Origin of the sequence: Bradyrhizobium sp. WYCCWR 13022, assembly GCF_030435535.1 — a bacterium.
GTDB lineage: Bacteria > Pseudomonadota > Alphaproteobacteria > Rhizobiales > Xanthobacteraceae > Bradyrhizobium.
Genome location: NZ_JAUIZJ010000002.1, coordinates 966,898 through 979,615, shown reverse-complemented (window position 1 = coordinate 979,615; position 12,718 = coordinate 966,898). Strand labels below are relative to the sequence as shown.

Annotated in this window: 13 protein-coding genes; 7 read left to right on the top strand and 6 right to left on the bottom strand. The window is 64.3% G+C overall.

Features of this window, described 5'->3' with window-relative positions; translation table 11 throughout:
- Position 1: 1 nt before the first annotated feature.
- Positions 2-682, top strand: coding sequence for an RlmE family RNA methyltransferase (locus QY049_RS05905; RefSeq protein WP_258762041.1), 681 nt, complete (start codon positions 2-4; stop codon positions 680-682).
- A 47-nt stretch (positions 683-729) separates the two neighbouring features.
- On the opposite strand, the gene QY049_RS05900 is transcribed toward QY049_RS05905, so the two are convergent.
- Positions 730-1,428, bottom strand: coding sequence for a helix-turn-helix domain-containing protein (locus QY049_RS05900; protein WP_258762040.1), 699 nt, complete (start codon positions 1,426-1,428; stop codon positions 730-732).
- 196 nt (positions 1,429-1,624) lie between these two features.
- Between QY049_RS05900 and QY049_RS05895 the strand changes: the two genes are divergently transcribed.
- Complete coding sequence (locus tag QY049_RS05895) at positions 1,625-2,440, top strand: class I SAM-dependent methyltransferase (RefSeq protein WP_301269192.1); 816 nt, start codon at positions 1,625-1,627, stop codon at positions 2,438-2,440.
- Between the two features lie 521 nt (positions 2,441-2,961).
- Here QY049_RS05895 and QY049_RS05890 read toward each other — a convergent pair.
- Complete coding sequence (locus QY049_RS05890) at positions 2,962-4,452, bottom strand: MFS transporter (protein WP_258762039.1); 1,491 nt, start codon at positions 4,450-4,452, stop codon at positions 2,962-2,964.
- Between the two features lie 371 nt (positions 4,453-4,823).
- On the opposite strand from QY049_RS05890, the gene guaB reads away from it, so the two are divergent.
- From guaB to QY049_RS05875, 3 genes are all read left to right on the top strand, one after another.
- Complete coding sequence (guaB, locus tag QY049_RS05885; RefSeq protein WP_194476362.1) at positions 4,824-6,317, top strand: IMP dehydrogenase; 1,494 nt, start codon at positions 4,824-4,826, stop codon at positions 6,315-6,317.
- A 234-nt stretch (positions 6,318-6,551) separates the two neighbouring features.
- Positions 6,552-7,574 carry an NADP-dependent oxidoreductase gene (locus QY049_RS05880; RefSeq protein ID WP_258762038.1) on the top strand — a complete coding sequence of 341 codons (1,023 nt, stop codon included), beginning with the start codon at positions 6,552-6,554 and terminating at the stop codon, positions 7,572-7,574.
- Between the two features lie 194 nt (positions 7,575-7,768).
- Positions 7,769-8,068, top strand: coding sequence for a hypothetical protein (locus QY049_RS05875; protein ID WP_258762036.1), 300 nt, complete (start codon positions 7,769-7,771; stop codon positions 8,066-8,068).
- A 16-nt stretch (positions 8,069-8,084) separates the two neighbouring features.
- On the opposite strand, the gene QY049_RS05870 is transcribed toward QY049_RS05875, so the two are convergent.
- Together QY049_RS05870 and QY049_RS05865 are read right to left on the bottom strand one after the other, a co-directional pair.
- Entirely contained in the window at positions 8,085-8,927 is an 843-nt protein-coding gene (locus QY049_RS05870) for a metallophosphoesterase (protein ID WP_258762035.1), read from the bottom strand.
- 68 nt (positions 8,928-8,995) lie between these two features.
- Complete coding sequence (locus QY049_RS05865; protein ID WP_258762034.1) at positions 8,996-9,613, bottom strand: acriflavin resistance protein; 618 nt, start codon at positions 9,611-9,613, stop codon at positions 8,996-8,998.
- 164 nt (positions 9,614-9,777) lie between these two features.
- On the opposite strand from QY049_RS05865, the gene QY049_RS05860 reads away from it, so the two are divergent.
- Both QY049_RS05860 and QY049_RS05855 read left to right on the top strand, forming a co-directional pair.
- Positions 9,778-10,200: an MAPEG family protein gene (locus QY049_RS05860; RefSeq protein ID WP_258762033.1), complete on the top strand. Its 423-nt coding sequence runs from the start codon at positions 9,778-9,780 to the stop codon at positions 10,198-10,200.
- 34 nt (positions 10,201-10,234) lie between these two features.
- A complete protein-coding gene (locus QY049_RS05855; protein WP_258762032.1) occupies positions 10,235-11,536 on the top strand; it encodes an RsmB/NOP family class I SAM-dependent RNA methyltransferase in 1,302 nt (433 codons plus the stop codon).
- Positions 11,537-11,691: 155 nt separating this feature from the next.
- On the opposite strand, the gene QY049_RS05850 is transcribed toward QY049_RS05855, so the two are convergent.
- Positions 11,692-11,901, bottom strand: coding sequence for a cold-shock protein (locus tag QY049_RS05850; RefSeq protein WP_194482758.1), 210 nt, complete (start codon positions 11,899-11,901; stop codon positions 11,692-11,694).
- A 263-nt stretch (positions 11,902-12,164) separates the two neighbouring features.
- Complete coding sequence (locus QY049_RS05845; RefSeq protein WP_258762031.1) at positions 12,165-12,497, bottom strand: DHCW motif cupin fold protein; 333 nt, start codon at positions 12,495-12,497, stop codon at positions 12,165-12,167.
- Positions 12,498-12,718: the final 221 nt, after the last annotated feature.

Sequence of the window (12,718 nt, the reverse complement as noted above, 5' to 3'; positions counted from 1 at the left end):
GATGGCGAAAGACACCACCGGCCGCTTGCACGTCCAGGTCAAGACCGGCGGCAAGCGCAAATTGTCGTCCAAGCTCTGGCTGGAGCGGCAGCTCAACGATCCCTATGTGGCCAAGGCCAAGGCCGCGGGCTATCGCTCGCGCGCAGCGTTCAAGCTGCTCGAGATCGACGACAAGTTCCGCCTGCTCAAGCCCGGCATGGCCGTGGTCGATCTCGGCGCAGCCCCCGGCGGCTGGAGCCAGATCGCCGCCAAGCGCGTCGGCTCGGTCGATGGCAAGGGCAAGGTCGTCGCGATCGACCTGTTGGAGATGCCCGAGATTCCCGGCGTCGACTTTGCGCAGCTCGACTTCATGGACAACGACGCGCCGGAAAAGCTTACAGCCATGCTGGGCGGCGGCGCCGATATCGTGATGTCCGACATGGCCGCCAATACCACCGGCCACCGAAAGACCGACCAACTCCGCATCGTCGGCCTGGTCGAGACCGCGGCTGCGTTTGCCTGCGATGTGCTCAAGCCCGGCGGCACGTTCCTCGCCAAGACGTTCCAGAGCGGCGCCGATGCCGATCTGCTCGCGCAGCTCAAGCGCGATTTTGCGACGGTACGCCATGTGAAGCCGGCAGCGAGCCGGCAGGATTCGTCCGAGCGTTACGTGCTGGCGACGGGATTTCGGGGGCGCGGTTAGGACGCGCAACGATCATCGGCGCTGCAACTCGTCCGGAAGCCCCAGCCTTAGGCCACTTTCTTCTCGAAATTGGCGTACACGCTGAGCTTCAACCAAGCGCGGAGGTTTGTGGCCAGCTTGCTGCTCCCGGTCAGGACAAGCCGACCATCATCCGACATCTGGTCGGCAGTTGCGTATCCAAGCCAAATCTCGGTCATCGATTGAAGATCCGTTGACACGTAGAGATCGACATCGAAGCCTGGATCGACGAGGCAGAGGTCGACGTCCCTGTTCGGCTCCACGATCAGCCAATAGTTGCGCTCCGAATTGGGTCTGTCCTTGAAAATGAACTGGATGGTGTTGCGGCGTGGCGGCATCGGATCGGTATTGAGAGTTCGCCTGACGTCCCACATCAAGAGGTTGGCATCGAGGTTCTTCAAGGTTGCTTCTGTCGTCACCCATCTGTGGCCCCAGGCGCCGATGGCTTCGATGATTGGACGCAGCTCGGTCCCCGCTTCGGTGAGATGATATTCGTGGACGCCGGACTCGCGCTCGGCGGCGACGCGAGTGACGATGCCCGCGGCTTCGAGCTCTTTGAGCCGCTTGGACAGAAGGGCAGGCGACATGCTGGGCACGCCTCGCCGCAGCTCGTTGAACCGAGTCGATCCCATCACCAGCTCGCGCAGGACAAGCAGCGTCCAGCGAGAGCAAATGACCTCGGCTGCCATTGAAACTGGGCAGAACTGATTGTAGCCGCCATCCGACATTCGATCGCTTCCTTTCGGCCAGTCATCTCCGAGCTCGTGAGGCTAGGAGGAAGTCGATGGATTGGCCAGTACAGAATCTGTACCGCCGGGGTTCAGATACGGAACTGGATGCCTTCGTGCAGTCATGGCTCGCTGTCGTCCAATCGCGAGATGCGATGCCGCTTCCGGCGGGCTGCCGGGCAACAGGAGATGACTGATGTCAGTGACGACGCTCCCCCTCGACTATACCTCCATCAAGCAACGACAGCGCGCAGTCTGGTCGGCAGGCGACTATGCAATGATTGGGACCACGCTTCAGATCGTGGGCGAGCGGCTGTGCGAGACTCTCGATCTTCGGGCCGGAAGCCGTGTGCTCGACGTCGCCGCCGGCAATGGAAACGCGACGCTCGCCGCCGCGCGCCGCTTCGCGCACGTCACGTCCACCGACTATGTCGGCGCGCTTCTCGAGCGGGGTCGGGAGCGCGCCGCCGCGGAACGCGTCGCCGTCGATTTCCAGGAGGCCGATGCCGAGGCGCTGCCGTTTCCCGACGTCAGCTTCGATACTGCGTTGTCTACATTCGGCGTCATGTTCACCCCGGATCAGGACAAGGCGGCGGCCGAGCTCGTGCGTGTGGTACGCCGCGGTGGAAAGATAGGGCTCGCCAACTGGACGCCGGACGGATTCATCGGTCAGCTCCTCAAGCTCGTCGGAAAATATGCGCCGCCGCCATCCGGGGTTAGGTCGCCGACCCTATGGGGCACCGTCGCGCGGCTCGGCGAGCTGTTTCCGCGTCACCAGATCGATGCCTTGGAGCAGACGTTCACTTTCCGGTACCGGTCTCCGGCCCATTGGCTTGATGTGTTTCGTTCATACTACGGTCCCACCAATCGCGCGTTCGCCGCGCTGGACGCGGACATGGCAGCGGCGCTGGAGGCCGACATTCTCGATCTGCTGGAGAAATCGAATTGGGGCGATCGCGGCGACCTCGTCGTTCCCAGCACTTATCTCGAGGTGGTCATTACGATTGCGTGAGTGCTGGGTGAACGACGGGGCCACCACATCTTCCGATCCGTGGGCCTGACGAAGGTCCCGGCGGTTGAGTGATCGTTGGATCGAACCGGTAGAGGCCTCGCTGCAGACGGGCAGCGGCCTCTACGCAACCGTCACGTTTCGGACCATGCAGATCCATGGTCTACGCAGGAGTGACTCTATGAGATGTTGTGCTGACGTTCGCGACACGAACCAAAGGTGTCTCACTGAACAAGAACGTATCGAGGAACGCTTTCTCGAACAATTCGCTCTGCTTGAGGATGGTCTGGCACATCTTCAACTTCAGATGCGCCGCATGTCGGAAAGCGCCAAGCAGTTTGGCAGCCTCGCGAGGCAGATGCGGCAAGCAACCTATCCTGCAGATTGCGGCAAGCAAGACATGACCATTCGGTTCGAGCACCGTGGAGGTCGCTCGGTCAAAGGCGAGTAATCCCTTTTCAGAGCCTGGCGCGGATTGCGCAATGGCTTCCGCGCTCCTGAATTTGAGGGATTGGCATCGTGGGCTACCCCAACCGCTGATCCCGCATGTCCTGCGTGTCTTCCGTGGCCGTCTTGACGGCGGCGGTTGCGGCGCTCTTGGCCGCGCCCTTGCGGCTCGCGACCTCGATCGCCTTGCGGCCCGAGATCTCATGGCCGGCGTCGGCGGGCATCTGCCAGAAGAACCAGCTCGACGCCGCCGAGGTCAGCGCCACGACGATGAAAGCCGGCATGAACACGGTGGCGTTGAGCTCGTTGACGTGGTTCAGCCACATCGTCGTCTCCACGGAGGCGGCACCGACCGCGACGCCGGCTGAGACGGCGAGCTGCTGGTTGACGCTGACGAGTGTGGTCGCGCGGCTCATCTGCGGGCTTTCGACGTCGGCATAGGCCACCGTGTTGATAGCGGTGAACTCCAGCGAACGGAAGAAGCCGCCGACCACCAGGATGACCATGATGATCAGGAGCGGGGTCGTCACCGTGAACAGCGCACAGACGCCGAGGAAGAACGCGCTGACGATCGCGTTCACCGTCATCAGATTGCGGAAGCCGAAGGCGCGGATGAGACGCGCCGCCAGCGTCTTCATGCCCATCGCGCCGAGCGAGGAGGAGAAGGTGACGAGGCCCGAATGAAACGGCGACAGCCCGAAGCCGATCTGCATCAACAGCGGCAGCAGGAAGGGCAGGGCACCGATGCCGAGCCGGAACATGAAGCCGCCGACGATGGCCGCCCGCAACGTCGGCAGCCGCAGCAGCGAGAAGTCCAGCACCGGCGATCCGGTCCGGCGGGCGTGAATGACGTAGAGCGTCATCGAGATCGCGCCGCCGGCAACCAGGCCTGCCACCGTGCTCCAGGGCAACAGATTGAGGCCGGCAACCGACAGGCCGAACGCGATGCCCGCAAGGCCGATGCCGGCGAGCACCATGCCGTAGAGATCGAACTTCTCCTGCGTCTCGCTCTTGATGGGATCGATGAACTTCAACGCCATGAAGATGCCGAGCAGCCCGATCGGAATGTTGATCAGGAAGATCCAGTGCCACGACGCATACGTCGTGATGAAGCCGCCGAGCGGGGGGCCGATCACGGGACCTATCAGGGCAGGCACCGTCACCCAGGCCATCGCGTTGACGAGCGCGCTCTTGTCGACCGAGCGCAGCAGCACGAGACGCCCGACCGGCGTCATCATCGCGCCGCCCATGCCCTGCAGGATGCGCGCGAACACGAAGTCGGTCACCGACCCCGAGATCGCGCAGCCGACCGAGCCGATCATGAACACGCCGACCGCGATCGCGAACACCATGCGCGCGCCGAACCGGTCGGCGGTCCAGCCGCTCGCCGGGATGAACACCGCGAGCGACAGCAGGTACGAGGTGATCGCAAGCTTCAGCGTCAGCGGGCTGGTGCCGATGTCGGCCGCGATCGCCGGCAGCGAAGTGGCGATCACCGTGGAGTCCATGTTCTCCATGAAGAGCGCGGTGGCCACGATCAGCGGAATGATGCGTTGCTTGTCGACCATGACGGATTGGTAATGGAAATCAGTGGGAAGGGCGAGAATTGCGGCTTATCACCGCCACCGGCGGCCGACCATTGTGGATCGGCGCATAGCACCTAAATGCTGCGCGACACTCCCTCGTCATTCCGGGCTTGCGCCTGTCGGCGCGCCCCGGAATGACGGTGGGAATGGGCTTTCCCCGCCGAAATTCACGTAAAAAAGCCTGTGCATGGCTGGCCAGCGGTCCGATTTGCTTTGATTCGTCACGCGGCCGTGCTATCGACCCGCGTCAACCCCACCGATGGGCTCCGATTCTCCGGCGATGCCGCAAGGTACGCCGAGGGCGGCGCTCATCCATACTCATTTGCGGCAGGGCCGCAGGAAGGAGTTGGCATATGGCCACGGTGCAACTTCAAGGCATCCGCGAAGCCTTTACGTTCGACGACGTGCTGTTGAAGCCGGGCCTGTCCGACGTCATGCCGGGCGAGGTCGACATCCGCTCCCGCGTCACCCGCGCCATTCCGCTCAACATCCCGATCATGGCCTCCGCCATGGACACCGTCACCGAGGCCCGCATGGCGATCGCCATGGCCCAGGCCGGCGGCCTCGGCGTCATCCACCGCAATTTCGATCCCGAAGGGCAGGCCGCCCAAGTCCGGCAGGTCAAGCGCTACGAGTCGGGCATGGTGGTGAACCCGCTCACCATCAGCCCCGAGGCCACGCTCGACGATGCGCTCAAGCTGATGAGCGACCACGGCATCTCCGGCATTCCCGTCGTCACCGGCGCCGGCAAGAACACGCCAGGCAAGCTGGTCGGCATCCTCACCAACCGCGACGTGCGCTTTGCCACCGACCGCCGGCAAAAAGTCTCCGAGCTGATGACGCATGAAAAGCTCGTCACGGTGCGGGAGAATGTCAGCCAGGACGAAGCACGGCGGATGCTGCACCAGCATCGCATCGAGAAGCTGCTCGTCGTCGACGACCAGTATCGCTGCGTCGGCCTCATCACCGTGAAGGACATGGAGAAGGCGGTCGCCCATCCGCTCGCCTGCAAGGACGCGCAGGGCCGCCTCCGCGTCGCCGCCGCCACCACCGTCGGTGACACCGGCTTCGAGCGTACCGAGCGGCTGATCGATGCCGGCGTCGATCTCGTCGTCGTCGACACCGCGCACGGCCATTCCCGTCACGTGTTGCACGCGGTCAACCGCATCAAGCGTCTCTCCAACTCCGTGCAGGTCGTCGCCGGCAACGTCGCGACGTCGGAAGGCGCGCAGGCGCTGATCGATGCGGGCGCTGATTGCATCAAGGTCGGCATCGGTCCGGGTTCGATCTGCACCACCCGCATCGTCGCCGGCGTCGGCGTGCCGCAACTCACCGCGATCATGGATGCGGTCGAGGCCGCGAAGAAGTCCGACATCCCCGTCATCGCCGACGGCGGCATCAAGTTCTCCGGCGACCTCGCCAAGGCGCTCGCCGCCGGTGCCGACATCGCGATGGTCGGCTCGCTGCTCGCCGGCACCGACGAGACGCCGGGCGAAGTCTTCCTGTGGCAGGGCCGTTCCTACAAGGCCTATCGCGGCATGGGCTCGGTCGGCGCGATGGCGCGGGGATCTGCCGACCGCTACTTCCAGCAGGACATCAAGGATTCGCTCAAGCTCGTGCCTGAAGGCATCGAGGGCCAGGTGCCGTACAAGGGCCCGGTCGGCAACGTCATGCACCAACTCGCCGGTGGCCTCCGCGCCGCGATGGGCTATGTCGGCGCCAAGGACATGAACGAGCTGCACGCCAAGGCACAGTTCGTCCGCATCACCGGCGCGGGCCTGCGCGAAAGCCACGTCCACGACGTGACCATCACGCGCGAGAGCCCGAACTATCCGGGCGGGGGCTAGTCGCTCCGCTCTGTTTTCGGCTGCGCGTCGGATTGCGACGCGCCCGCCAAAATGACGGTGTCATGCCCCGCGAAGGCGGGGCATCCAGTACGCCGCGGTCCTTCGGTTCAATCACTGCTGTCTCTGGAATACTGGATCGCCCGCCTTCGCGGGCGATGACACCGAGCGTGTGGATTTGCTTCATTCCCGCGCACCTCCTAAATGACTGCAACAAGCAGTCAGGAGGAAGCCATCATGTCCCAAGCAAAACGCATCGTTCTCGCCGCGCGTCCCGTCGGCGAACCCAAATCGTCTGATTTTCGCCTGGAGGAATTCGCGGCGCCGACGCCCGGCGCCGGCGAAGTTCTGCTGCGCACGATCTGGCTGTCGCTCGATCCCTACATGCGCGGGCGCATGAGCGACGGTCCGTCCTACGCCGCGCCGGTGCCGGTCGGCGGCGTGATGGAAGGCGAGGCGGTGAGCGAGGTTGCGGCCTCCAGCAATCCTGATTTCGCGGTGGGCGACATCGTTCGTGCACGCACAGGCTGGCAGACGCATGCGATCTCGAACGGCAAGGGCCTGATCAAGGTCGATCCCAGGCTCGGGCCGATCTCGACCTCGATCGGCGTGCTCGGCATGCCCGGCATGACCGCCTATACGGGCCTGCTCGACATCGGCAAGCCGCAAGAGGGCGAGACCGTCGTCGTCGCCGGCGCTTCCGGCGCGGTCGGTTCTGCCGTCGGCCAGATCGCGAAGATCAAGGGCGCACGCGCGGTCGGCATCGCCGGCGGCAAGGACAAGTGCGACTACGTGGTGAAGGAGCTCGGCTTCGATGCCTGCATCGATCACCGCGATCCTGATTTGCCTGCGAAGCTGAAGGACGCCTGCCCGAAAGGCATCGACGTCTATTTCGAGAACGTCGGCGGCGCGGTGTTCGAGGCGGTGTTCCCGCTTCTCAATCCGTTCGCGCGCGTGCCGGTCTGCGGCCTGATCGCCCATTACAACGACACCGAGGCCAAGCCGCCGAAATGGGCCGCATCCATGATGCGCGCGACGCTGACCAAGCGGCTGACCTTCCGCGGCTTCATCGTCTCCGACTTCGCCAGCCGCCATGGCGACTTCCTGCGCGACATGTCGGGATGGGTCCGCGACGGCAAGGTGAAGTACAAGGAGTTCGTCACCGAGGGCCTGGAGAGCGCTCCCGGTGCCTTCATCGGGCTCCTGAAGGGCGCCAATTTCGGCAAGCAGCTCGTCCGGGTCGGGCCGGATAAGGCTTAACTTTCAAGGCCTGGCGCGTCTGCTGGTGGCCTGGGGCGCCGCGAAGTTGCCCCGGCGCCACATCCCGGGCGTCATTGGTTAACAAAGAGTTACCGATCGGCCACACCTGCCCGTAAAAGGCGCAAGGTGTGACCGGCGGTTCATTGACGTCTGGGCGAAGGCATTGAATCATCGCGCATATTTCAGGTGCTGCGATGTTTGAGATCGGTATTTTCTGCATAATCCTTCTGGCTGCCGGCTATTGGGCGGCGATGTTTGTCATGGGCCGCCATGATGACGTCATCCATGGCAAGTTCGTGCATAGCGAGGATGAAGAGGCGTTCGTGCAGCCTCCGATGCCGGCGCCGCCGCCACGCTTTCCCAAGCGTCCGGTGCATGCGACCCAGCCCGCCAACATTGTGCCGGCCAATGCTCCGGTCGCTCAGCCGGTGACCAGCGAAGCGCTGCAGTCGCTGCTGGCTGCAATCCAGCAGGATCTCGAGAGCGTCGCCTGAGAGGCGACGCGGCCGCTTAGTGCTCGCCGCCCATCTGGGCGAACAGCTCTTCGATGTCGATATCGACCTGGCCCGCCGCGCGGACGTGGCGGACTTCGAAATTGTCTGGGGCGAAGCGGTATTCGACGAGGCCGGTCTCCTTGATCGCGATCCGGTCCTGGCGGGCATCGTTGATGCTGAAGCCTGCCGACGGCGCCCAGACGTGCCTGACGTGGCGGAACGTGAAGTCGCGGCGCTGGTGCACGTGACCGCTGGCGATGAGGCGAAGATCCACCCTGCCAAACATCTCGATCAACCGCGCGCGCGCCGGCTGCGGCACGTAGCGGATCGAGGTCTCCGGTGTTTCAGCATCGTCGGGCAGGTTGAGAAACAGCGGCTTGTGGATGAACAGCGCGACCGGCCTGCCGTTTACGCGTGAGATCTCGGAAGTTAGCCAGTCGAACTGCTCGGCCTCGAACGCGAGCCCTGAATTCATCACCAGCGAGTTGATGCCGATGAAGCGCCAGCCGGCGGCTTCGAACGACCAATGGTCCTCGCCGATGATGTCGCAAAACTGCCGGCGGTGCGCTTCCGCGATCGGCGGCTTGGGCGCCGGCCCGAGCGCGGTCGGGTTGTCGCCGATGTCGTGATTTCCGGGAATGTAGCGGCAGGCGACGGGGAGGGCTGCGTGCAGGCTTTTCGCAAACGCGACATCGTCGCGGCTCGTTGGCCCGTCGAAGGACACATCGCCGGTGTTGACGACGAGATCGGGCCTGTCGGCGTCGATATGCTCGCTGACGCGATGGAAGTTCGCGATCAGGCCGGGAAAGCGCCGGCCGAGATGCGTGTCGGAAATCTGGGTGAGGCGAAATTCGGACATGCGCAAACTATCGCGCGCGCAAACGTCGGAACGATGACGCGCGCGCAAAACGTGCGATGAAACAAAGTTTAAAGCACGCGATAGCGGATCGTGTAGGCGTCCTGCTGCGCGACGCCGCTTGCGATCGGCGAGGCGATGCGGTCGGCGAGGTGCCAGGGGCCGAACTGCTCGGTGCGATGCGGCTCGGCGGGCAGGCGCAGGCGGAACTCGAACGTGCCCTTGCCGGGCAGGCTCAGCACCAGCACCCGGTCGGCGGTGCGGTGGTTCAGCGCCACCGCGCCGCGCAGCAGCGCGCGTCCGTCGGCAAGGTCGGTCACGCCGTCGACCAGGGCGAGGGTCTGGTTGCGGTCGGTGTGCAGCTCGATCTGGGTGTCGGCCGACACGGCGTTGAGCGTTTCGCGCGGCATCCGGATCTCGAACTCGATCGCGGGCCTGGAGGGGTTGAGGCCGAGATAGGCGAGCGCAGCGTGGCGCATGTCGTAGCCGGCGAAGGCGAGCAGGGCGACGGCAGCCAGCACGGCCAGACCGTGCCGAAACATGTCGCGCGAGGTTCGGTAGCCCAGGCGGAAATACACCGTCAGCGCCAGAGCGACGGCGAGGGCTGCCGCGATCCCTGACGGCGCCGACATCCAGATGCCGAGCTGGCCGTCGGCGGATTCGGTCCAAAGGCTGGACAGGGTGTTCATGGTGTTCTCCTGGCGCTATCCCGCCGGGCTCCAGGGACCGAAATCGCTTTGACGATCGGCAGTTGGTCGCAGATGCGGGAACGCCGGTTCAACTCGTTGATTGTCAGCGCCAGAAGTCGCGGCTAATGACGGTCTGCGGCAATCCGCCTTACGGGAAAGATCCGATGTCCGTTCAAATGGTCCTGCTGCCGGTCTTCGTGCAGATCGGCCTCACCTTCGCGCTGCTGATCGGCATGGTGTTCGGGCGGCGGAATGCGCTGGTCTCGGGCGAGACCAGGATTCGCGACATTGCGCTGGGCGAGCCGAACTGGCCGAAGGGTCCCACGCAAATCGCCAATTGCTACCGCAACCAGTTCGAGCTGCCGGTACTGTTCTACGCCCTGATCGCACTGGCGCTGCCGCTCCGCCATGCCGATCTCTTCATCGTGCTGATGTCCTGGGTGTTCGTGGTGAGCCGCTTTGCCCATGCCGGCGTGTTCGTCACCTCGAACGATCTCGGCTACCGCTCGTCGGTCTGGCTCGCCGGCGTGCTCGTGCTGCTGGTGATGTGGATCTACTTCGCATTGAAAATCCTGTTGCTGATCTGATCCTTGCTGGTCCGATTTGATCTGAAAGATTCAAATGACTCCCGCTGCCCGGCTGTCCGCAGCCATCGAACTGATCGACATCATCGAACGCGACCGCGTGCCCGCGGCCAAGGCGCTGAAGGAGTGGGGCACCGCGCACCGCTTCGCCGGCTCCGGCGACCGCGCCGCCATTGCCGGCCTCGTCTGGGACGTGCTGCGCCGCTATGCCTCGAGCGCCTACCTCATGGACGATGACAGCGCACGGGCGCGGCTGATCGGCATGCTCCGCCTCGAGCGGAACATGGACATCGCGACTATGGCCGCGATGTTCGACGGCAGCCGGTTTGCGCCGGAGCCGCTGACTGCAGCAGAGGAGGCAGCGCTCGGCCATCGCTCGCTGAAGGACGCGCCCGCCGCGATCGCCGGCGACTATCCGGAATGGCTCGATTCCCATCTGGCCAAAGTGTTCGGCGAGGACCGCGCGGCGGAGGCCGCGGCGATGGCGAGCCGGGCGCCGCTCGATCTGCGCGTCAACACGCTAAAATCCAATCGCGACAAGGTGCTGAAGGCGCTTGCTCATCTTCATGCGAAACCGACGCCCTGGTCGCCAAACGGCCTGCGCATCGAGCTTTCGGCCGATGCGCGCAACCCGGGCATCCAGGCCGAGGAGGATTTCATCAAGGGCGGCATTGAAGTGCAGGATGAGGGATCGCAGCTTGCGGCCATGTTCACCGCCGCAAAACCCGGCGAGCAGGTGATCGATCTCTGTGCCGGCGCCGGCGGCAAGACGCTGGCGCTCGCCGCGCTGATGCAGGGCAAGGGGCGGCTGATCGCGACCGACCGCGACAAGCGCCAGCTTGCCCCGATCCACGAGCGCCTGTCGCGCGCCGGCGTCCACAATGCCGACGTCCGCACGCCCAAGGGCGAAGCGGATCCGCTCGCCGACATCAGCGCCACCGCCGACCTCGTCGTGATCGACGCGCCGTGCACGGGAACCGGTACCTGGCGCCGCAACCCCGACGCCAAATGGCGCATGCGGCCGGGCGCGCTGGAGGTTCGCCTGAAGGACCAGGCCGAGGTGCTGGAGCGCGCGGTTCCGCTGGTCAAGACCGGCGGCCGCATCGCCTACATCACCTGCTCGGTGCTGTCCGAAGAGAACAACGAGCAGGTGAGGGCGTTCGTCGCAAAACATCCGGAGTTTTCGACGCTGCCGCCGGAGCAGACCGCAAGCGTGCTCTGGGACAAGGCCGAGGACTTTGCCAAGGCTGCGCTGCAATCGCCTGAGGGCTGGCTGATGACCCCGCGCCGCACGGGGACGGACGGGTTCTTCGTCTCGGTTCTGAAGAAGGGCGGCTGATCTCGTTCCGCCGTCGTTCCGGGCTTTCGCGGCGCGAACCGCGGAATGAAGCATGGCTCAAACAAAAACCCCGCGAACCGGATCCCGGTCGCGGGGTTTCTGAACTCGACGATCCGCCGGTACGTCCGCGGTCGGATCGTGAATGGCGTGGCTGGCTAGCCGGCGCGGAGGTTGTCGGCCGCGGACTTGCCGCTGCGGCGGTCCGCAACGATGTCGAACGAGACCTTCTGGCCCTCGTTGAGGGTCGACAGACCCGCGCGCTCGACGGCGCTGATGTGGACGAACACGTCCTTGTCGCCGTCATCCGGCTGGATGAAGCCGAAGCCCTTTTGGTTGTTGAACCACTTCACGGTGCCCATTGCCATAGTCATTTCCTTTCAATTGACGATGCACTCAGGGGGACAAATGCGCCTTGTCGGCGCCCACGTCCCGATTGGTCGATTTTGGAGAAATACCTGAAACGTGCTCGCCCATTGAAAATGAGGCGCAGCGGCCCAGTCGTTCGGCCAAGGATCGATGTTCACAATCTAGCGATTTTTTGGGGCAACTTCAAGGCGGCACGCGCTGACAGCGAGCTGGCAGCAGTTTTCTATTTTGCGCTGCAAACCTTGTCCGAAGGATGGTTCCGTCAATCCACGATGAAGAGCGTCGCACCCACCGCCGTCGAGGAGCGATGCGCAGCGTCGCCGAAATCCGATACCTGATAGCTCATGCCCGGCGTCAGCTTGAACCTGCGCCCGTCGCGCAGCTCGCTGTCGAGCTCGCCCGCGAGCACGTAGAGCACGTGCCCGCGATCGCACCAATGATCGGCGAGATAGCCCGGCGAATACTCCACCATCCGCACCCGGAGATCGCCGATGTTGAGCGTCCGCCACAGCGCGTGCCCGGTCTCTCCTGGATGCGTGGTGGCTTCGACCTTGCTCCAGTCGGTGACGGTGAAGGGCGAGGTGGGGAGTTTCATGGGAGAGGTCCTGTGTCGGCCGGCGGAGAGTTGTTAGCGCACGCTGTCTTACCAGTCTCCGTCATTGCGCCCTCGGGGCACGCGTATCACACACTCTCGCTGTCATCGCCCGACTTGATCGGGCGATCCAGTACTCCGAGGCAGCGGTGATTCATCGAGGAGCCGCGGCGTACTGGATTCCCCGCTCCAGTGCGCAATTGCGCACAAGGCTGGGAATGACA

Coding starts and splice junctions, on each gene's coding strand:
- QY049_RS05865 (WP_258762034.1), bottom strand. CDS start 9,613: ATGAACACCCTGTCCAGCCTTTGGACCGAATCCGCCGACGGCCAGCTC.
- QY049_RS05900 (WP_258762040.1), bottom strand. CDS start 1,428: ATGTCGGATGGCGGCTACAATCAGTTCTGCCCAGTTTCAATGGCAGCC.
- QY049_RS05850 (WP_194482758.1), bottom strand. CDS start 11,901: ATGGCAATGGGCACCGTGAAGTGGTTCAACAACCAAAAGGGCTTCGGC.
- QY049_RS05860 (WP_258762033.1), top strand. CDS start 9,778: ATGTCCGTTCAAATGGTCCTGCTGCCGGTCTTCGTGCAGATCGGCCTC.
- guaB (WP_194476362.1), top strand. CDS start 4,824: ATGGCCACGGTGCAACTTCAAGGCATCCGCGAAGCCTTTACGTTCGAC.
- QY049_RS05905 (WP_258762041.1), top strand. CDS start 2: ATGGCGAAAGACACCACCGGCCGCTTGCACGTCCAGGTCAAGACCGGC.
- QY049_RS05880 (WP_258762038.1), top strand. CDS start 6,552: ATGTCCCAAGCAAAACGCATCGTTCTCGCCGCGCGTCCCGTCGGCGAA.
- QY049_RS05855 (WP_258762032.1), top strand. CDS start 10,235: ATGACTCCCGCTGCCCGGCTGTCCGCAGCCATCGAACTGATCGACATC.
- QY049_RS05870 (WP_258762035.1), bottom strand. CDS start 8,927: ATGTCCGAATTTCGCCTCACCCAGATTTCCGACACGCATCTCGGCCGG.
- QY049_RS05875 (WP_258762036.1), top strand. CDS start 7,769: ATGTTTGAGATCGGTATTTTCTGCATAATCCTTCTGGCTGCCGGCTAT.
- QY049_RS05895 (WP_301269192.1), top strand. CDS start 1,625: ATGTCAGTGACGACGCTCCCCCTCGACTATACCTCCATCAAGCAACGA.
- QY049_RS05890 (WP_258762039.1), bottom strand. CDS start 4,452: ATGGTCGACAAGCAACGCATCATTCCGCTGATCGTGGCCACCGCGCTC.
- QY049_RS05845 (WP_258762031.1), bottom strand. CDS start 12,497: ATGAAACTCCCCACCTCGCCCTTCACCGTCACCGACTGGAGCAAGGTC.